15 protein-coding genes are annotated in these 18,516 nt (G+C 70.7%); 5 read left to right on the forward strand and 10 right to left on the reverse strand.

Translation table 11 applies throughout. The features are described from left to right. Window positions 1–46: 46 nt before the first annotated feature. Both AOJ26_RS09365 and AOJ26_RS09370 read right to left on the reverse strand, forming a co-directional pair. Window positions 47–1,276: a ketosynthase chain-length factor gene (locus AOJ26_RS09365; protein ID WP_053847745.1), complete on the reverse strand. Its 1,230-nt coding sequence runs from the start codon at window positions 1,274–1,276 to the stop codon at window positions 47–49. Next, entirely contained in the window at window positions 1,273–2,553 is a 1,281-nt protein-coding gene (locus tag AOJ26_RS09370; RefSeq protein ID WP_053847746.1) for a beta-ketoacyl-[acyl-carrier-protein] synthase family protein, read from the reverse strand. Before AOJ26_RS09370 ends, AOJ26_RS09365 begins: the two co-directional genes overlap by 4 nt. Window positions 2,554–2,847: 294 nt before the next feature. On the opposite strand from AOJ26_RS09370, the gene AOJ26_RS09375 reads away from it, so the two are divergent. After that, window positions 2,848–4,446, forward strand: coding sequence for an NAD(P)/FAD-dependent oxidoreductase (locus tag AOJ26_RS09375; protein ID WP_234358512.1), 1,599 nt, complete (start codon window positions 2,848–2,850; stop codon window positions 4,444–4,446). Window positions 4,447–4,516: 70 nt separating this feature from the next. On the opposite strand, the gene AOJ26_RS09380 is transcribed toward AOJ26_RS09375, so the two are convergent. After that, window positions 4,517–5,077, reverse strand: coding sequence for a flavin reductase family protein (locus tag AOJ26_RS09380; RefSeq protein ID WP_053847748.1), 561 nt, complete (start codon window positions 5,075–5,077; stop codon window positions 4,517–4,519). Window positions 5,078–5,094: 17 nt separating this feature from the next. Continuing rightward, window positions 5,095–5,925, reverse strand: coding sequence for an AfsR/SARP family transcriptional regulator (locus AOJ26_RS09385; RefSeq protein WP_053847749.1), 831 nt, complete (start codon window positions 5,923–5,925; stop codon window positions 5,095–5,097). Between the two features lie 295 nt (window positions 5,926–6,220). Here AOJ26_RS09385 and AOJ26_RS09390 point away from each other — a divergent pair, with 295 nt between their 5' ends. Then, complete coding sequence (locus AOJ26_RS09390; protein WP_053847750.1) at window positions 6,221–7,552, forward strand: cation:proton antiporter; 1,332 nt, start codon at window positions 6,221–6,223, stop codon at window positions 7,550–7,552. A gap of 85 nt (window positions 7,553–7,637) precedes the next feature. On the opposite strand, the gene AOJ26_RS42755 is transcribed toward AOJ26_RS09390, so the two are convergent. Continuing rightward, the gene (locus tag AOJ26_RS42755) at window positions 7,638–8,252 is read right to left on the reverse strand and encodes a TetR/AcrR family transcriptional regulator (protein ID WP_053847751.1); all 615 of its coding nucleotides are present in this window, start codon (window positions 8,250–8,252) and stop codon (window positions 7,638–7,640) included. Between the two features lie 198 nt (window positions 8,253–8,450). Here AOJ26_RS42755 and AOJ26_RS09400 point away from each other — a divergent pair, with 198 nt between their 5' ends. The 3 genes from AOJ26_RS09400 (at window position 8,451) to AOJ26_RS09410 (ending at window position 11,273) form a co-directional block, all read left to right on the forward strand. Beyond that, window positions 8,451–9,458, forward strand: a complete 1,008-nt coding sequence (locus AOJ26_RS09400) for an ATP-binding cassette domain-containing protein (RefSeq protein WP_053847752.1) — start codon at window positions 8,451–8,453, stop codon at window positions 9,456–9,458. A gap of 33 nt (window positions 9,459–9,491) precedes the next feature. Then, window positions 9,492–10,346, forward strand: coding sequence for an ABC transporter permease (locus AOJ26_RS09405; RefSeq protein WP_053847753.1), 855 nt, complete (start codon window positions 9,492–9,494; stop codon window positions 10,344–10,346). A 270-nt stretch (window positions 10,347–10,616) separates the two neighbouring features. Then, the gene (locus AOJ26_RS09410) at window positions 10,617–11,273 is read left to right on the forward strand and encodes a LuxR C-terminal-related transcriptional regulator (protein WP_053847754.1); all 657 of its coding nucleotides are present in this window, start codon (window positions 10,617–10,619) and stop codon (window positions 11,271–11,273) included. A gap of 67 nt (window positions 11,274–11,340) precedes the next feature. Here AOJ26_RS09410 and AOJ26_RS09415 read toward each other — a convergent pair whose 3' ends face one another. The 5 genes from AOJ26_RS09415 to AOJ26_RS09435 form a co-directional block, all read right to left on the reverse strand. Then, window positions 11,341–13,545: an MMPL family transporter gene (locus AOJ26_RS09415; RefSeq protein ID WP_053847755.1), complete on the reverse strand. Its 2,205-nt coding sequence runs from the start codon at window positions 13,543–13,545 to the stop codon at window positions 11,341–11,343. A 216-nt stretch (window positions 13,546–13,761) separates the two neighbouring features. Beyond that, window positions 13,762–14,787, reverse strand: coding sequence for an acyltransferase domain-containing protein (locus tag AOJ26_RS09420; RefSeq protein WP_053847830.1), 1,026 nt, complete (start codon window positions 14,785–14,787; stop codon window positions 13,762–13,764). A gap of 156 nt (window positions 14,788–14,943) precedes the next feature. Continuing rightward, window positions 14,944–15,972 (reverse strand): methyltransferase, encoded by a 1,029-nt coding sequence (locus AOJ26_RS09425; protein WP_053847756.1) that lies wholly within the window; start codon window positions 15,970–15,972, stop codon window positions 14,944–14,946. Between the two features lie 84 nt (window positions 15,973–16,056). Beyond that, window positions 16,057–17,988: an AMP-binding protein gene (locus AOJ26_RS09430; protein WP_053847757.1), complete on the reverse strand. Its 1,932-nt coding sequence runs from the start codon at window positions 17,986–17,988 to the stop codon at window positions 16,057–16,059. After that, window positions 17,988–18,440: a nuclear transport factor 2 family protein gene (locus tag AOJ26_RS09435; protein ID WP_053847758.1), complete on the reverse strand. Its 453-nt coding sequence runs from the start codon at window positions 18,438–18,440 to the stop codon at window positions 17,988–17,990. The genes AOJ26_RS09430 and AOJ26_RS09435 overlap by 1 nt, the downstream gene beginning before the upstream one ends. Between the last annotated feature and the right edge of the window lie 76 nt (window positions 18,441–18,516).

An 18,516-nucleotide genomic window follows, 5' to 3' on the forward strand; every position in this document is an offset into this window, starting at 1 on the left:
CTTTGCCCCGCCGCGTCCGCCCGCCCGGGGGGGGCGGGGCCGGACGTCACGGGGCGGTGCGGACGACCAGGGCGGAGTTGAAGCCGCCCAGGCCGCGGGAGACGACGAGTGCGGTGGACAGCGGCCGCTCGCGGGGCTCGTCCCGCACGAGGTCGAGCAGGTCCTCGTGGGCCGGGGCGTCCACGTGGACCGTGGGCGGGACGACGCCGTCGCGCAGGGAGAGCAGGGCGGCGGCGACGTCCAGCGGGGCACCGCCCGCCAGCAGCCGGCCCGTCATGGTCTTGGGCGCGGTCACCGGGACGGCCCGGGGGCCGAACACCCCGGCGATCACCTCGGCCTCCACACGGTCGAGTTCGGGGACTCCGGACGCGTCGGCGAAGACCACGTCGACGTCCGAGGGAGCGGTCCGGGCGTCCGCCAGAGCCAGTTCGACGGCCCGGCGCAGTCCCGGTGGCCGCCCGGACCCGGGGCGCGGGTCGAACGTCGAGGCGTACCCGGCCAGTTCGCCGTACCGGTGGTGCGCCCCGCGCTCCTGCGCCTGCTCCCGGCCCTCCATGACGAAGAGGGCGCCGCCCTCCCCGACGACCGCCCCCTCCGCACGGCGGTCGAAGGGCAGGAAGGCGCGGCGTGGGTCGGAGGACTCGCTGGCCCGGCCGGAGCGGATGATGCACAGCCAGCTCCACGGGGACAGGGACCCGTCGACCCCGCCGGTGACCATGAGGGGGGTTCCGGAGCGGATGTGCCGGCGGGCCTTGGCCATGGCGTCGAGGCCGCCGGCCTGCTCGGCGACCACCGCGCTCCCGGGGCCGCGCAGCCCGTGCCGGATGGAGATCTGCCCGGTGTTGACCGGGTAGAACCAGGCGAACGACTGGTACGCGCTGACGTACCTGCCGCCCTTGGACCACAGGGCTTCCAGCTCCTTCTGCCCGAACTCGAAGCCTCCCGCGGAGGCCGCGGTGACGACACCGCACGCGAAGTCGGGCATCGCGGCGGGGTCGGCACCCGCGTCGGAGAGGGCCTCCTCGGCGGCGATGAGCGCGAGGCGGGTCATCCGGTCCGTCTGCGGCAGCAGTCTGCCGGGCAGCTTGTCGGCGGTGGAGTACTCCGGTATCTCGCCGGCGACCGTGGCCGAGTAGCCGGACGGGTCGAAGCGGGTGATCCGGCGGATGCCGCTCTCACCGCGCAGCACGGCCGCCCACCAGTCTCCGGTACTGAGCCCGGTAGGAGCGACGACCCCGATGCCGGTGATGACGGGGCGTGGAGCCGAGACGCTCACCCCTGCCTCCGCTGCGGCTTGTTGAGGACCAGCGCGCTCTGGAACCCGCCGAAGCCGCTGGCGACGCTGAGGACCGTGCCGACCTCCTGCTCCCGCGCCACCAGCGGTACGTAGTCCAGGTCGCAGTCGGGGTCCGGCTCGTGCAGGTTGGCCGTCGGGGGGACGACCGAGTGCTCGACGGCCAGGGCGCAGGCCGCGGTCTCCAGGGCGCCGATGGCCCCGAGCGAGTGCCCGATCATCGACTTGATGGAGCTGACGGGGGTGTCGTACGCGTGCGCGCCCAGGCTCCGTTTGAGGGCGTTGGTCTCGTGCCGGTCGTTCTGCTTGGTGGCCGAGCCGTGCGCGTTGACGTAGTCGATGTCGGACGGGGCCAGCCGGGCCATGTCCAGCGCGCTGGTGATCGCGTCGGCCATCTCCAGCCCCTCGTCGCTCAGCCCGGTCATGGAGTAGGCGTTGCAGCGGGAGGCGTGGCCGGAGATCTCGGCGTAGACGTGGGCGTCGCGGCGGCGGGCGTGCTCCAGTTCCTCCAGGACGAAGACGGCGCAGCCCTCGCCGAGCACGAAGCCGTTGCGGGTGCGGTCGAAGGGCCGGGACGCCGTCTCCGGGCTGTCGTTGCGCGCGGTCGTCGCCTTGATGGCGTCGAAGCAGGCGACGGTGATGGGGGAGATCGCCGCGTCCGAGGCGCCCGTCGTGATGACGTCGGCGTGGCCCTCCCGGATCAGGTCGGCGGCGTGCCCGAGGACGTCGATGCCGGAGGTGCAGCCGGTCGACACCACGCCCACAGGCCCCTCCGCCTCGGCGATCCAGGCGAGTTCGGCGGCCATGGAGGAGGGCACGAAGTAGTCGTAGAGGTACGGCGAACCGTGGAACTCGTCGACGAGCCAGGACTTCCCCTCGTCGCTGACGAGCGCGTACTCGCTGTCCAGGCTCATGGTGCTGCCGCAGGCGGTGCCCATCATGACCCCGGTGCGGTACGGGTCGGACTGGCCGAGGACCCCGCTGTCCTCCAGAGCCTCCTTTCCGGCCACGACGGCGAACTGGGTGGTCCGGTCCCACTGCCGGATCTGCCGACGGGTGAGACCGGCCGCTATCGGGTCGAAGTCGCACTCCGCCGCGATGCGTGAGCGAAAGGGCGAGGCATCGAACAACGTGATGGTGCGGGTTGCCGTACGCCCCGAGGTCAGGAGTTCCCAGTACTGTTTCCTGCCGATTCCGCCAGGGGACACCACGCCTATTCCGGTGATGACGACGCGGCGCCCCTCGGGTGTTCCTTCCACCGTCTCTCCCTCCGCTGGGGCTTCCCGGCACTTGTGTTTTCCGTGCCTTCCGTACCGGGCCGGAGTCGAGAATGCTGCGGGCCGATCCAGGGTGCCTCGAAGGGCGATCGACGGGGGCGTACGCCGGTGCCGGCGCGCACTCCGGCAGCCCGAACGATCGGCCCTCGAACGGTTTTTGAGGGCCCCTTGCTGCACTGGGGAGAGCCAGCCGTCGTCATGGACCGGCCTGGTCCGGCGAAACGAACGAAGGGGTACGCAGATATGCGGCGCGACGAAGGAACGTACGATGTGGCCGTGGTGGGTACCGGCCTCTCCGGAACGATGCTCGGTGCCATTCTCGCAAAGCACGGATTCCGTACGCTCCTGCTGGACGGGGCCCAGCACCCCCGTTTTGCCGTAGGGGAATCCACGATCGGGCAGACGCTGTTCATTCTGCGTCTTCTCGCGCACCGCTACGACGTGCCCGAGATCGGTCACCTCGGCAGTTTCGAGAGCGTGAAGAAACACGTCGGTTCCTCGCACGGCCAGAAGAGCAATTTCGGCTTCATGATCCACCGGGACGGTGAGGAGCCCGACCCGCGTGAGACCAACATGTTCCGGCTGCTCGAGGTCACCGGGAACGCGGCGCACTTCTTCCGCCAGGACAGCGACGCGTACATGTTCCACGTGGCCCTGAAGTACGGCTGCGAGGCCCGGCAGAACTACCGGGTCGCCAAGGTCGACTTCGCCGACGACGGCGTCACGGTGATCGGTGCGGACGGCTCGTCGTACCAGGCCCGCTACCTCGTCGATGCCAGTGGTTTCCGCTCGCCGCTCGCCGACCAGCTGGGGCTGCGGGAGGAGCCCAGCCGGCTGAAGCACCACGCCCGGTCGATCTTCACGCACATGATCGGCGTCGAGCCGGCCGACGACCATCTGCGGCACGGGCCCGCCGACCGGCCGCCGGTGCCCTGGCACAGCGGCACCCTGCACCACATGTTCGACCGCGGCTGGATCTGGATCATCCCGTTCGACAACCACCCGGACGCCACCAACCCGCTGTGCAGCGTCGGACTCCAGGTGGACGAGCGGCGCTACCCGGAGCAGCCGGGCCTGTCCCCGGAGGACGAGTTCTGGCAGCACGTACGCCGGTTCCCCGCCGTCGAGCGGCAACTGGCCGGGGCCCGCAGCGCCCGCGAGTGGGTGCGCACGCCCCGGATGCAGTACTCGTCCACCCGGACCGTCGGCAACCGGTGGTGCCTGATGTCCCACGCGGCGGGCTTCATCGACCCGTTGTTCTCGCGGGGTCTGTCCAACACCTGCGAGCTCATCAACACCCTCGCGTGGCGGCTGATGGAGGCCCTGCGCGACGACGACTTCTCGGCGGAGCGGTTCGAACCGGTGGAGCGGCTGGAGCAGGGGCTGCTCGACTACAACGACAAGCTGGTGAACGCCTCGTACATCAGCTTCCAGAACTACGACCTGTGGAACGCCGTCTTCCGTATCTGGGTGACGGGCAGCGCGGTGGGCAGCAAGAGGTTCCTCAACGCCCTCAAGGCGGCCAAGGCGGCCGGCAACGACCAACCGCTGCGCGCCCTGGACGACAGCAAGTACCCGGGGCTGTGGTGCCCGACGGACTTCAACGCGGAGATGTTCGAGGAACTCGTCGCCCAGTGCGACGCCGTGGACGAGGGCCGGCTGTCGGCGCAGGAGGCCGCCGACACCATGCTGGCGCGCGTCCGGGAGTCCGACTGGATGTTCCCGGCGCTGGGGCTGAACCGGCCGGAGCAGCGGTTCATCAGTCCGACGGCCGAGAACATGCAGGTGGTCGCCGAGTGGGCGCAGGACCATCCGCGTGCGGAGATACGCGATCTGCTGGCGGTCTCGCCGCAGCAGGTGCAGGCCACGCTCTGAGGAACCCGCGGATGCGGTGTGCCGCTGCCGGATCGTCCGGCAGCGGCACACCGCATCCGCGTCGGGGGAGTCATCCCTCGGTCGCGAGGGTGAGACCCGAGCCCAGGGCGTCGTGGCCCGGCCAGCCGGCGTACTCGCGGCGCCAGTACATGAGGGGTCCGCGGGTCTGCAGGGCGTCCCCGCCGACGATCGTGCCGATGACCACGGTGTGGTCGCCCGCCGTGATGGCCGAGTCCAGCCGGCACTCGGCGTAGGCGACGGTGTGGTCCGGCAGCCAGGGCAGGCCCAGCGCGTCGGCGGGCTGCCAGGCGACGGAGGCGAAACGGTCCTCGGCCCGGGACGCGAAGTGGGAGGAGACCCACTCGCGGTTGGCGCGCAGGACGTTGACGGCGAACGCTCCGGTGCCCAGCATCTCCCGCAGGACCCGGCTGCGGGAGTTCACGCAGACCAGCAGCAGCGGCGGATCCTGGGACACGCTGCACGCGGCGCTGCACGTGAAGCCGCAGGGCTCGCCGCGGGAGTCGAGCGTGGTCACGACGGTCACGCCGGTCGGCAGCGCGCCCATGATGGCGCGGAACGTCTCCGGCTCGACCGGCGGTGCCGAGGACGCGGGTGGTGTCGGCAGCGACATGGACGTCTCCTTCACGGCTAGTGCACGGGGGCGGAGGCGCGACCGACGACGCCGCGCGGGGGCGCGGGCAGCCGCCGGTGGGAGCTGCGCGCCCGGGAGTCGGCGGCGAGGATCTCCTGGTGCAGGTGCCACAGCTCGGACGACGGTTCCAGGCCGAGCTCGCGGCGCAGCAGCTCGCGCACGTTCTGGTAGGCGTGCAGCGCCTCGCTGCGGCGTCCCGCCTTGTTCAGCGCCACGATGAGCTGGCCGTGGAACCACTCGTTGAGCGGATGCACCGTCACCAGGGAGCGGAGATCGGCGATCATTTCGCGGTAGTTCCCCAGCTTCATTTCCGCCGAGACCCGCAATTCAAGAGCGGCGATATGGCGTTCCTCCAGGTTCACCACATATCCTCGCAGTACATTTCCGCAGTCCACGCCGGCCAGCGGAGTACCCGTCCAGAGCGCCAGTGCCTCTTTTGCGTACTGGGCTGTCGTACGGAAATCCTGGGCCGTCGCCGACACCTTGGCGCGCGCGATCAGCGCGTCGAATTGCGTGATGTCGACCTCGTGGTCCTCGACCCGCAGGACATAACCGGGCGCCGCCGTCCTGACGATCTCCTCGGCCTTCTCAGGCCCTACCGCCCGCGTCAGTGACCTGCGGAGATGGTAGATGTACGTCTGGGTCGTGGTGATGGCGGTCTGCGGCGACTTGTCGCCCCACAACTCCTCGATCAGCGTGTCGAGACTGACGACCTGGTTCGCCCTGAGCAGGAGCAGAGCTAATACTTTCTTGACTTTCGGGGCGTGGGGCGTGCATAGCTGACGATCGTGCAGCACTTCCAGTGGGCCGAGTAGCCTGAATTCCATTTACCTGTCCCTTCCGAAGCAATAAGACGGGTTCTGGATTATCTCTGGCCTGAACTTTATGTGCCGCAGAGGTTGTGGGCAACGGGGCCTTCTGAAGGTTGCCTCACATGAACCGGTAGGACCGGTGCCGATGTAACTTTCGATGTAGTCGGACCCGGCGGGGCGCGCCCTTTGCGGTGGTTGTCCGACTTGCTCTGTGGCGGGAACCTTCCTCCGCCGCCCCTTGAACGACTCTCCGATCGCCGGTGCCACGGTGTTCGCTCCGTACGCGACCCTTCCTGTGCAGAGGAGCGCCATGCCGATCGCCTCGCCGGTGGCCCCGATCCCGGCCCACTCGTTGCTCGTCTTCCTCCTCCAGGCCGGACTGCTGCTGCTCCTGGCGCTGCTGTTCGGCAAGCTGGCGACACGCTTCGGACTGCCCGCCGTGGTAGGGGAGTTGTGCGTGGGCGTCGTGCTCGGGCCCTCGGTGCTCACCCATGTCGCCGGGGACCTCTCGCGGTGGCTGCTGCCCCAGCAGCCGGAGCAGTTCCACCTGCTGGACGCGGTGGGGCAGATCGGGGTGCTGCTCCTGGTCGGCGTCACCGGCATGGAGCTCGATCTCGGCCTGGTGCGCCGCAGGGGGCGCACCGCGCTGGGCGTCAGCCTCGTCGGGCTGGTCGTCCCGCTCGGCCTGGGAGTGCTGGCCGGCTGGTACGTGCCGGAGTCGTTCCTCGGTGCGGCGGTGCGGGAGCGGCACGTGTTCGCGCTCTTCCTCGGCGTGGCCATGTGCGTCAGCGCGATACCGGTCATCACCAAGACGCTGTCCGACATGAACCTGCTGCACCGCAACGTCGGCCAGCTGACCCTGGCCGCGGGCATGATCGACGACGTCGTCGGCTGGATCCTGCTGTCGGTCGTCTCCGCCATGGCCACCACCGGCGTGCACGCGTCGACCGTCGCGACGTCGCTGATGTGGCTCGCGGTGGTCGTCCTCGTGGCGGCGACGGTGGGGCACCGCTTGCTGCGCGCGGCGCTGCGGGTGTCCGGCCGCGGCCCCGGGTCCGGTGGGCCGGTGGCGCTCGCGGTGGCCGCGATCGTGCTGTGCAGTGCCGCGACCCAGTCGATGGGCCTGGAAGCGGTGTTCGGCGCGTTCGTGGCCGGCATCATGCTGCGCCGGTCCGGCGGGATCGAGCTGTCCGCGCTGGCACCGATGCGGACCTTCGTGATGAGTGTGCTCGCACCGCTGTTCTTCGCCACCGCGGGACTGCGGGTGGATCTGACCGCGCTGCGCCGTCCCGAGGTGCTCGGCACGGCCCTGGTCGTCCTGCTGCTGGCCGTGCTCGGCAAGTTCGCCGGCGCGTTCGTGGGGGCGAGGTTCAGCAGGCTCAGCCGCTGGGAGGCGCTCGCGGTCGGCGCCGGCATGAACGCGCGAGGCGTCATCGAGATCGTGGTGGCCTCGGTGGGGCTGCGGCTGGGTGTCCTGACGTCCGAGTCGTACACGATCGTGGTGCTGGTGGCGGTGATCACGTCGCTGATGGCGCCGCCGATCCTCGGGTTCGCCACCCGGCGCATCGAGTGCACGGCGGAGGAGGCCCTGCGCGCCCGGGTCGCCGCCCAGGCCCGCGGGGAGCGGCTGGACGTGGTCTGAGCGTCCCCGGAGGCCACGCGGACGGCGCATCGGGGCGGGGAGCCCGCCGATGCGCCGTCCGTGTGTGTGCTTCCCGGGTCGGGGGTCAGCCGCTCAGCAGGGTGGAGACGGTGGTGCGGATGTGCTCGCGCAGCACGTCGGTGCTCAGGTCCTCGTAGAAGGACGTGTACATCACGAGCGGGCCCATCATGGCGCCGAACGCGCAGCCCAGCCGGATGCGGTCCGAGGGCGGCAGGGAGGCGTCGGCGAAGAGCGCGGCGAGCGGCTCGCCCTGGGCCTCGATCTGGGGCCCGAGGACCGGATCGTCGGCGAACAGCTTCTGGAACGCGTCGTCGTTGCGGTCCCACACCATGAACAGCCGGCGATGGGTCAGGGCGATCTCGATGATCTGGTCGAAGGCGCGCTGCCACGCCTCGGCGTCCTTGCCCGCCACGGTGAGCCGGTCGGCGATGCCGCCGTTCACCTCCATGATCTGCTCCACGATCGCCCGGGCGATGTCCTCCTTGGTGCGGAAGTGGTAGTAGATCGCCGCCTTGCTCACGCTGAGCCGCTCGGCGATCTCCCGCAGGGAGGTGCCTCCGTACCCCTGGGTCGTGAAGAGCTCCGTGGCCACCGCGAGCAGCCGGTCGCGGGTGTTGCCCGAACCGGAGGATCCGGCGTCCTTCTTGCTGGCCTGGTCCTTTGCTGATGGCGCGACCATGACGTCCGACCTCTCCTTGACGATTGGCAAGTGGCTCCCTTACCGTTTGGCAAGTGGCCACTGGCCGGTGTGCCTAATTCGGGCTTGCCGACGGGATCAATTATGGGATGCACAGTAGCAATCCGGGATCCACGCGCGGTCTCAAGGCCCCGCACAGCGGTCGCAGTGCCCTGACCCCGACTCGATGAGGAGAAATCCGTGTCTGTCTCTCCTGGAGGCGACATCGCCGTCAGCGTCCGAGGACTCGTCAAGCGCTTCGGCGACCACGAGGCCCTCAAGGGCGTCGACCTCGAAGTGCCCGCGGGCTCGGTCGTCGGAGTGCTGGGGCCCAACGGCGCGGGCAAGACGACGACCGTGCGGGTGCTCGCGACCCTGCTCAAGCCGGACGGCGGACAGGTGCTCGTGGGCGGTCACGACGTGAGCAAGGACCCCGCGGCCGTCCGCCGGGCCATCGGGCTGACCGGGCAGTACGCGGCCCTCGACGAGTTCCAGGGCGGGCGGGACAACCTGGTCATGATCGGGCGCCTGGCCGGCCTGCGGCGACGCGCGGCCCGTGAACGGGCCGACGAGCTGCTGGCGGAGTTCGATCTCGTCGAGGCGGCGGGCCGCCCCGTCAAGGGCTACTCCGGCGGCATGCGGCGCCGGCTCGACCTGGCCGCCAGCCTGGTGGCCCGCCCGCGCATCCTGTTCCTCGACGAACCCACCACCGGTCTGGACCCGCGCAGCCGCAACGTGATGTGGGACGTCATCCGCGACCTGGTGGCCGACGGCACGACGCTGTTCCTGACCACGCAGTACCTGGAGGAGGCCGATCAGCTGGCCGACCAGATCGTGGTCATCGACCGCGGGCAGACCATTGCCAAGGGGACGCCCCGCGAGCTCAAGTCCATTCTGGGCGGGGCCCAGTTGGAGGTCGTCGTCTCGGCCGGCGGCGATCTCGCCACGGCAGCCCTGGTGCTGGGCGGCTTCGGCACCGGCCCGGCCACCATCGACCCCGAGACCCGCCACGTGCAGGTGCCCGTGACCGCGCGTCCCCGGCTGGCCACCGACGTCGTCCGGTCCCTGCTCAGGTCCGGGATCGAACTGGACGACTGCTCCGTGCGGCGCCCGTCGCTGGACGACGTCTTCCTGGCGCTCACGGGTCACTCGGCCCTCGCCCGGGACGAGTCGGCCAGCGAGGACGGCGTCGTGGCCGCGGCCGGCTGACCGCCCCCGTATTCCTGTATTGGAGAACCCCAGATGACGACCCTCACGGCTGTCCCCGGCCGCCTCGACGCGGGCCCCGGCACGATCGGCAAGGTGCGCCAGGTGATCGGCGACACCCTGGTGCTTGCCCGCCGCAACCTCGCCCGGACGCTCAGCGAACCCGAGTCCCTGATCGACGTGACACTGACCCCGGTGGTGTTCACCCTGCTCTTCGCCTACGTCGTGGGCGGTGCCATCGCGCTGCCCCACGGGGTGAGCTACCACGACTACCTGATCCCGGGCATGTTCGCGATGACCATGGCCTCGGCGTCGACCGGCACCGCGACCGCGGTCAACCACGACATGTCCAACGGGATCATCGACCGGTTCCGCTCCCTGCCGATGTCCCGGGCCGGTGTGCTGGCGGGGCAGAGCCTCGCGGACCTGCTGACCACGATCATCGCCGTGATCGTCCTGGCCGCGACCGGTCTCGCCATCGGCTGGCGCATCCACACCGACGTCGGGCACGCCGTGGAGGGTTTCGCGCTGATTCTGCTCTTCGCCTACGCCCTCAACTGGGGGATGGCCTGCCTCGGCATGGTCTTCCGCAGCGCGGAGGGCGTCCAGCAGTTCGGGGTGCTGATGATGCTCGGGCTGACCTTCGTGTCGAGCGCCTTCGTCCCCACCTCGGGCATGCCGGCGTGGCTGCGCGAGGTGGCGAACTGGAATCCGCTGAGCTCGCTCTCGGCCGCCATCAGGGATCTCTTCGGCAATCCGAATCCCGCGAGCAGCGTGCACGCCTGGCCGCTCCAGCACCCGGTGCTCGCGACCACCGTCTACTCGGTCGGAATGATCGTCGTCTTCGCTCCGCTGGCCGTTCGCCTCTACCGTACCCGCACCGGCAAGTAGCAAATTCTGTACGTTTCAGGCCCCCACATTGCTGTGGGGGTCTGCGACGCATTCTCGGACAGTGTGCATGGCAAGTGCGGAGCGTTGAATTCCGCACCATCAATGACCGTTCCAATCTTTTACTATTACTGAATCTTTACCTGATTGCTGCCCTGGTTGAGATACAGTGCAGCGAAGGAATGCACTGGAAGTCTTCTCGCGTTGATGCTCTGTTCCATTGGCCCAGCGTGCTGTCGTGGTTCACATCGCACTAAACGGGGGGTTCGACGGATGGTGTCGAGACAGATCAAGATCCTTCTTGTTGATCACCAGACGCTTCTCAGGGAGTCCCTGGGATCGATGCTGGGCGCGGAGCGGGATCTGGCCGTCGTCGGCTGCGCGGTCGGAGGCGCGGAGGCGGTCGATCTGGCGGTCACGGTCCAGCCTGATGTCGTCATCGTCGACGCCGACCGGCCGGAGGGTGTCATGGAGACCTTCATGCAGCTCCGGGTGGCCGTCCGCGACTCCCGGTTTCTGGTGCTGAGTTCGCACGACCAGCCGGCCCTGCTCCAGGAACTGCTCGCGCTGGGCATCAGCGGCTATCTGACGAAAAGCGTGACGGTCCTCGAGCTGGTCACAGCCATCCGGACCGTGGCGGCACGTGACGGCCGGGTGGTGCTCTCGGTGGCCCGCGCCAGTATCGAGCGCATTAGCCGCCCGGATGATGAAAGCGCCCTCTCCCGCCGGGAGAAGGAAATCCTGACGCGAATAGCGGACGGATTGAGCAACGGGCAGATAGCCCGGCGGCTTTCCATTTCGGAGGGGACTGTGAAACGGCATGTGCACAGTATTTTCGTGAAACTCGGAGCTGTTTCCCGAATTGATGCCGTCAATAAGTACTCCGCTTTGCGTGCGGGCTGGGTGGCCGCGTACGAGTCGGTTTCCTGATCCGATGTCCGGCATGCCGAAAGGGACGGTCCGCGGGGACCGTCCCTTTCGGCATGCGACGCCCGGTTCAGGTCCTGGCGTGCTCGGGTGCCTCGTCGTCCCGCTGGTGCGTCACGACCGGTCGTTCCGGTGCCGCGAGGTCACCGCCCTCCAGGTCGGGCAGCCTGTTCAGCAGGGCCGGGACGTGCCAGTTGCGCTCGCCGAGCAGGAGCATCGCCGCCGGCAGCAGCATGCCCCGGATCACGGTGGCGTCGATGAGGACGGCGATGGCGAGCCCGAGACCCATCTGCTTCATCCCCTGGAGCGACAGGGTGCCGAAGATCGCGAAGACGCCGACCATGATGACCGCGGCGCTGGTGACGACGCCGGCCGTGGTCGCGATCCCGTGCGCGATGGCGTCCCGCGTGCTCATGCCGCGCAGCCGTGCCTCACGGATCCGCGACACCACGAACACGTGGTAGTCCATGCTCAGCCCGAACAGGATGACGAAGAGGAACAGGGGCAGCCAGGACTCGATGGCCCCCACGCCGTGCGCACCGATGAGCGAGGCGCCCCAGCCCTTCTGGAAGACCGCGGTGAGGATGCCGTAGGCGGCGCCCACGGACAGCAGGTTGAGCACGGTGGAGGTGAGGGCGATCAGCGGCGACCGGAAGGACAGCAGCATCAGCAGGAACGCGAAGGCGATGACGAACGCGAACACCGGGGCCACGCTGGAGCCCAGCTTGTCGGCGAAGTCCTTGGAGGCGGCGACGGATCCGCCGATCGGTGCCTTTACGCCCTCGACCCTGCCGAGCGTCTGCGGCCGCACCTGCTCGCGCAGGACCTCGAGGCTCTTCTCGCTCCTGGCCCGCGAGTCGCCGCCGGTCAGCGGCACCTCGATGACCGCGAGGTTCTGCTTCTCGTGCACGCTCACCTGGACCGGGCCGCCGGAGGCGCCGGAGCTGACGGCACGTTCCCGGAACGCGGCGATGGCGGCGGTCACCCGGGCCCCGGTGATGTCCTCGGCGGTCACCACGACCTCGGCGGGCTCGGGACCGCCCGGGAAGGTCGTGCTGATGTCCTCGTAGGCGCGGACCATGGCCACGTCGCCGAGTTCCTGCTTGAGGGTGAGATCCGCCGGATGCAGGGCCGTGGCCGGGACGGCGAGGGCGATCAGCGCGCCGGCGCCGACCAGCAGGGACAGCTTGGGGCGGCGCAGCACGGTGCCGAGGACGGCGCGCCAGACGCGGCTCTCGGCGTCCGGGGCCTGCCGGGCCGGCCTGCGCCAGGGCAGCCGTCCCTTCTCCACCCGCTCGCCGAGCAGGGACAGCACGGCCGGCAGGACGGTCACCGAGCCGATCATGGCCACGGCGACCACCAGCAGGGTCGCCAGACCCATGCCCTCGAACTCGGTCATGCCGGTGAGGAACATGCCGGCCATCGCGACGATCACCGTGCTGCCGGAGACGAGGACGGCCCGGCCCGAGGTGGCGGACGCGATGTTCAGCGCCGTCCGGGCGTCCCTGCCGCGGGCCCGTTCCTCGCGTTCGCGGCGCAGGTAGAAGAGGCAGTAGTCGACGCCGACGGCCATGCCGACCAGGAGCATCACGATGCCGGAGCTGTCGCTCATGGGCACCGCGTGACTGGCCAGCGCCACCAGGCCGGTGGTGGCCACGACGGCGGTCAGCGAGAGGATCACCGGCAGTACGGCCGCGACGAGGGCGCCGAAGGCGATGAAGAGGATGCCGATGGCGAGCGGCACCACCGAGTACTCGGCCTGGGCGAAGTCGTCGCTGAACGCGTCCCCGATGGTCTTGTCCGCGCTCGCGGCGCCGAACTCCTCGACCTTCATGTCCTTGTGACGGTCCGCCACCTGCTCGACGGCGGTGAGGACCGGGCCCACCCGGTCACCCGCGGTGGCCGGGTCCCCCGTGACGGCGAACTGCACCAGGGCGGCGTGGCCGTCCCCGGAGACGGCCTCGGTGTCGTAGGGCGAGCGGATGTCGGTGACCTGTCCGGTGGCGCGGACCGAGGTGATCACGTCGTCGACCGTGTCACGGGCGGCCCGGTCCGTCACCGCGCCCGACGACCGGACGAGCACGGACTCCAGCGCGGGGTCCTGGACGCCCTTGTCGTGCAGGGTCCTGATGACCTGTCCGGCCTCGCCGGGCACGGTGTCGTGGTCCGCCGCGTCGATCTGGCCCACGACGCCTCCGAGGACCACGGAGACGACCGCGAAGAGCAGCCAGGCGGCCACGGCCGCCCAGCGGTGCTCGGCGCTCCAGCTGCCCATGCGGCCGGCGAGACCGCGCGGCCTGAAGACCGGCTCCGTAGTGCTGGGGCCGGGTGGTCGGGTCCGGCTCTTTCCGTGTGCTCGCGCCACGGGTCAGCCCCCTTCGAGTGGTTCGGGAAGGTCAGGAAAACGGAAGGTGTGCGGGCCGGCCGGGCCGTGACTGTCTCATCGACAAGTCCTTGCTTGCCAAACGGTAAGGCAGTAACTGTACGATCGTCAAGTGGAGAGTCGGGTCAGGGCAGTTCGGAGAAAGGCCAGGTCCCCGCCCGGCCGAGGCGGCAGCAGCGGCACCACCCGGCTGCGCCGCGAACGCACCTGGGGATGGCGGCGGGCCAGCATCGACAACCCCTGTCCCGGTCCCGTCTCCACGAGGGTGAAGTCGCCGTACCGCAGCAGGTTGTCCAGCGCGGGCCAGAACAGCACCGGCTCGGCGAGCTGCTGGGCCCAGAAGCCGGCGTCCGCCGCCTCGTGCGGGCGCACCGGCCGCCCCGTCCGGGTCGACCACACGCGGATCTGCGGCGAGTTGAGCGACACCCCGCTGAACGCCGCCTGGAACACGTCGGCGGCGCCCGCCACCGCCGGGCAGTGGAACGCCTGCCGCGCGGGCACCCGGCGCGCCGCCAACCGGGCCGCGCGCAGGGTCTCCTCGACCTCGGTGAGGTGGGGCTCCAGCCCGCTCAACACCGTCTGCGCGGGCGCGTTGACCGCACCGACGGCCACCGCGCCCGGGATGCCGCCCGGGCCGCCCGGCAGCAGATGCGCGAGCTCCTCGGGACGCGCCGCCACGGCCAGCATGCCCCCGGGCCCGACGCCGGCCATCGCGGCGGACCTGGCCGACATCAGCCAGGCCGCGTCGGCCAGGTCGAACACCCCGGCCAGCGCGGCCGCCGCCAGCTCTCCGACGCTGTGCCCGAGCAACACCGCGGGCCGGACGCCGTGGGCGAGCAGGGTGCGCCCGAGGGCGTAGCCGACGGCGAACAGCAACGGCTGGGCGCGGCAGGCGTCGTCGAGCGGAACGCGCGGGCACGCGCTCAGCCAGTCCTCACGCAGCTCAGCGCCTTCCCGCCCGAGCAGGGTGAAGAACTCGTCCATCACGGCCGTGAACACCGGCTCGGGTCCGTAGAGTTCGGTGGCCATGTCCGGCTGCTGGGCTCCCTGACCCGGTAACAGCAGGGCGACGGGGCCCGTGGGGGAGGCGAGGGCGGCCAGGGCGGAGGTGTCGGTGGCGGGGACGGACGGCATGGTGGTCCTCCGGTCGAAGAAGTCGTACGGGGACGAGCGCCGCACCGAAGCGCGCGGTCGTCCCCGGGCATGCCTCACGGCCGGCACGGAGGTCCGCGCCGGCGGTGAGGAGCCAGATGTGGGAAGAGGGGAGGGGAGCGCGGGCGCGGCCCTCGGTCAGACCACGGTGCTCTCGAAGAGGTGCAGGTACGAGTTGACCGGGCGGATGTCCCCGACCCGCAGCCCGGCCTGCTCCATCAGGGCCGCGAGCCCCTGTCGGGTGTGCTTCTTGCCGCCCACGTTCAGCAGGAGCAGCAGGTCCATCGCGGTGGTGAACCTCAGCTCGGGACTGCCGTCCACCAGGTTCTCGATCACGAGGACCCGGGCTCCCGGGCGGGCCGCGGCCACCGCGTTGCGCAGCGCCGTGACCGTGCTCCGGTCGTCCCACTCCAGGATGTTCTTGAAGATGTAGACATCCGCCTGGACCGGGATCTCCCGCAGGCAGTCGCCGGGCAGCAGCGTGGCCCGCGACGCCAGCGAACCGCCCTCGCCCAGGCGCGGGTCGGGGTTGGCGACCACGCCCGGCAGGTCGAGCAGGGTGCCGTGCAGTGCGGGGTTCTCCTCCAGCAGGGTCGCCAGCACCAGCCCCTGCCCGCCCGCGATGTCGGCCACGGTCCGCACACCGGACAGGTCGAGCTGCTCGGCGACGGCACGGGCGGAGAGCTGACTGGACTGCGTCATCGCCTTGTCGAACACCTCGGCCGAGTGCGGCGCCCGGGCGTGCAGATACGTGAAGAAGTCCTCCCCGTGCAGGGAGGGGAACACGCCCTTGCCGGTGCGGACGGCCTCGTCCAGATGGGCCCACAGTTCCCAGGTCCACGGCTCGGTGGCCCACAGGACGTTGTACTTGATGCTGTGCCGGGCGTCCTCGCGCAGCAGCCTGGACTCGGCCGTGTGCACATAGGCGCCCTCACCGGTCTCGGCGAAGACGCCGTACGTCGTCAGCGAACGCAGCAGGCGGACCAGCGCCTCCTCGTCCGCGCCCACGGCCTGGGCCAGATCGGCGGCGGTGGCCGGCTCGTCGCCGAGTGCCTCCGGCAGCCCGAGCAGGGCCGCGGCCCGGACCGAGGCGGCGCAGGCGGCGCTGTGCGCCAGCTCCCGCAGCCTCATGACCGGTCCCGGTACGGCGGTTGTCGCGTCGGTCATCACGAATTCCCTTCCCTCCAAGGATGCGCACGGGAACGCGGGCCGGCCGGCGACGGGGGGCGCCGGCCGGCCCGCAGACGCGGCTCATGCGCCCGCGTCGGCCTGCCGCTCGGTCACCAGCCGGTACGGGCCGGCCTCCGCCCGGGCGAGCTTCATGATCTCCATCACCGGGCCGCGGAAGCCGTCGCCGGAGACCGCCTGCTGGTGGGCCGCGCCGTCCGTCCACTCCGCGGTCTCCACGTACACCTGCGGGTCCTGCACCGACCGGTACAGCCGGTACGCGCGGAAGCCGGGCTGCTCCGCCATGTAGTCGGTGATCTTCCCCAGCAGGCGTTCGAACTCCTCGGTGTCGCCGGACACGGTGAAACGGTTGACGAAGTGGTGCATGACGGTGGACTCCTTCGGATGGGAGGGGTTTTCCTGTGCGGTCGCAAGGCGCGCGCGCAACTCCTGGCGGAGCACCTTGCCGGTGGGCGAACGGGGGATGCGGTCGGTCGCCTCGATGTGCTCCAGCCGTTCGTAGTACGGCAGTCCGGCGTTGACCTCGGCGGCCACGGCGGCCGGGTCGACGGTGCCCGCGCCCTCGGCGAGCACCACGAAGGCGTGCGCCACGGCACCGCTGAACTCGTGCGGCCGGTCGATCACGGCGCAGTCGGCGACGGCGGGATGGCGCAGCAGCACCCGTTCGACCTCCGTCGGCGACACCAGCCAGTTGTCCCGTTTGAAGACGTCCTTGAGCCGGTCGACGACGTACAGGTATCCGTCGGCGTCCATCAGCCCGATGTCCCCGGTGGAGAACCAGCCGTCCGCGTCGGTGTCGTACGACAGGTCCCGGCCGAGGTAGCCCTTCATGAGCTGGGGCCCGCGGACCTGGATCTCGCCCCGCTCGCCCACCGGCCGCACCTTCCGCGAGTCGACCTCGACGATCCGGCACTCGGTGCCCGCCACCGGCCGCCCGGACGAACCGGCGCGCGGCGCGACCAGGCTGTCGAAGTGCGTGGAGGGGGAGGTCTCCTGAAGGCCGTAGCCCTGCACCACCGGTACGCCGAAGTGCTGGCCGAGCGTGCCGGCCGCGGGCCGCGCCAGGGTCGAGCCGCCGGAGAGGACCGCCCGCAGCGACGGGCACTCCAGCTCGGGCAGCCGCGGGTGCACGGCCAGCCGGGACAGCCGGACCGGCAGGCTGTAGAAGTGCGTGGCGCGCACCCGGTTCGCCGCGTCCATCGCGTCCGCGGGGTCGGGCTCGGTGCACAGCACGAGGGTCCCGGCCACCGCGACCGTGACGGTCAGGTGCATCAGATGGAACGTCGGAAGGTAGTCGAAGACCACCGCGTCCGGGTCCAGACCGTGCGCCCGCGCCGACTGCGCCGCGTTGACCACCAGATTGCGGTGGCTGAGCAGCACGGCCTTCGGCGCTCCCGTGGTGCCGCTGGTGAACTGCACACAGGCGACGGCCTCGGGGTCGTCGTCCAGCACCGGCGGCCGCTCCCGCGGCCCGCCGTCGGGCAGTTCGTCCAGCACCGGTACCCCCTCGGGCACCCCGGCCGGGCCCGCGTCCCGGTGCGTCAGCACGACGTGCCGCAGCTCCGGCAGCCGGCCGCGGACGCCGTCCAGACGCTCATGGAGCTCCGGGGGCGCCAGCACCGCCTTCGCCGCGCTGATGCCCAGGACATGGGCCAGCCCCTCCTCCCGGAGCAACGGGTTGACCAGGGCCGGGACGTTGCCGGAGCGGAGAATGCCGAAGAAGGCCGGGGCAAAGTGCCGGTCCAGCGTCGTGGTGAGGGCCACCACGGCGTTCGAACCGCCCAGCAGCGCGCGCAGACCGGCGGCGTACCGGTCGGCCAGCGCCGACAGCCCGGCGTAGTCGATCGTCCCCTCGGCGGTGCGCACGGCGGTGCGGTGCGGCGCCGAGGCCGCGGCCCGGCGCAGCAGGTCGTCGATCCGGGGCCCGCCCAGCAGATCCGCCAGCGAACCGAGCGGTGCCCCGGCCGCCACCCCCTCGTGCACCGCGCCCGGCATCACGAGCGCGGAAGGTCGTCGCGGTACACCTGCCGGCGCCGTACCAGGAGCCGCTCGCCCTCGCGCACCAGCAGGTCCTCGCAGGAGCAACTGAGCTCCAGCTCGGCCCTGCCGCCCTGCGGGGTGGCGAGCACCTGCGCGTACGTCAGGGCCGTCACCGTGCCGTCGGCGTTGCGGGAGACCTCCAGCATGCCCAGCCAGTGACGGCGCCGGACACCCTGCTCCGCGAGCCGGCGGGTGGCCTCGGCCGCACCCTGGCGGATGGCGGCGCGGCCCTCCTGGGGCCGGGGGTGGGCGTTGGCGCGGAACACCCCGTCCTCGGTGAAGGTCTCGGCCCACTCGGCGACGTTCCCCTCGTCGAGGCTGCGCATCTGCCGGGCGTAGAAGTGCAGGACCTCCTGGTACAGCGCGGTGTCGTGGGCGCTGTTCGCGGGCGGTGCCGACAACGGCATGACGGTCCCCCTTTCGGTCACGGTGACGTGGTGTGCAGCAGACGCTCGCACCGGCGCCTCGAGAACCGCTGGAGAT

Origin of the sequence: Streptomyces sp. NRRL B-24085, assembly GCF_001282115.1 — a bacterium.
GTDB lineage: Bacteria > Actinomycetota > Actinomycetes > Streptomycetales > Streptomycetaceae > Streptomyces.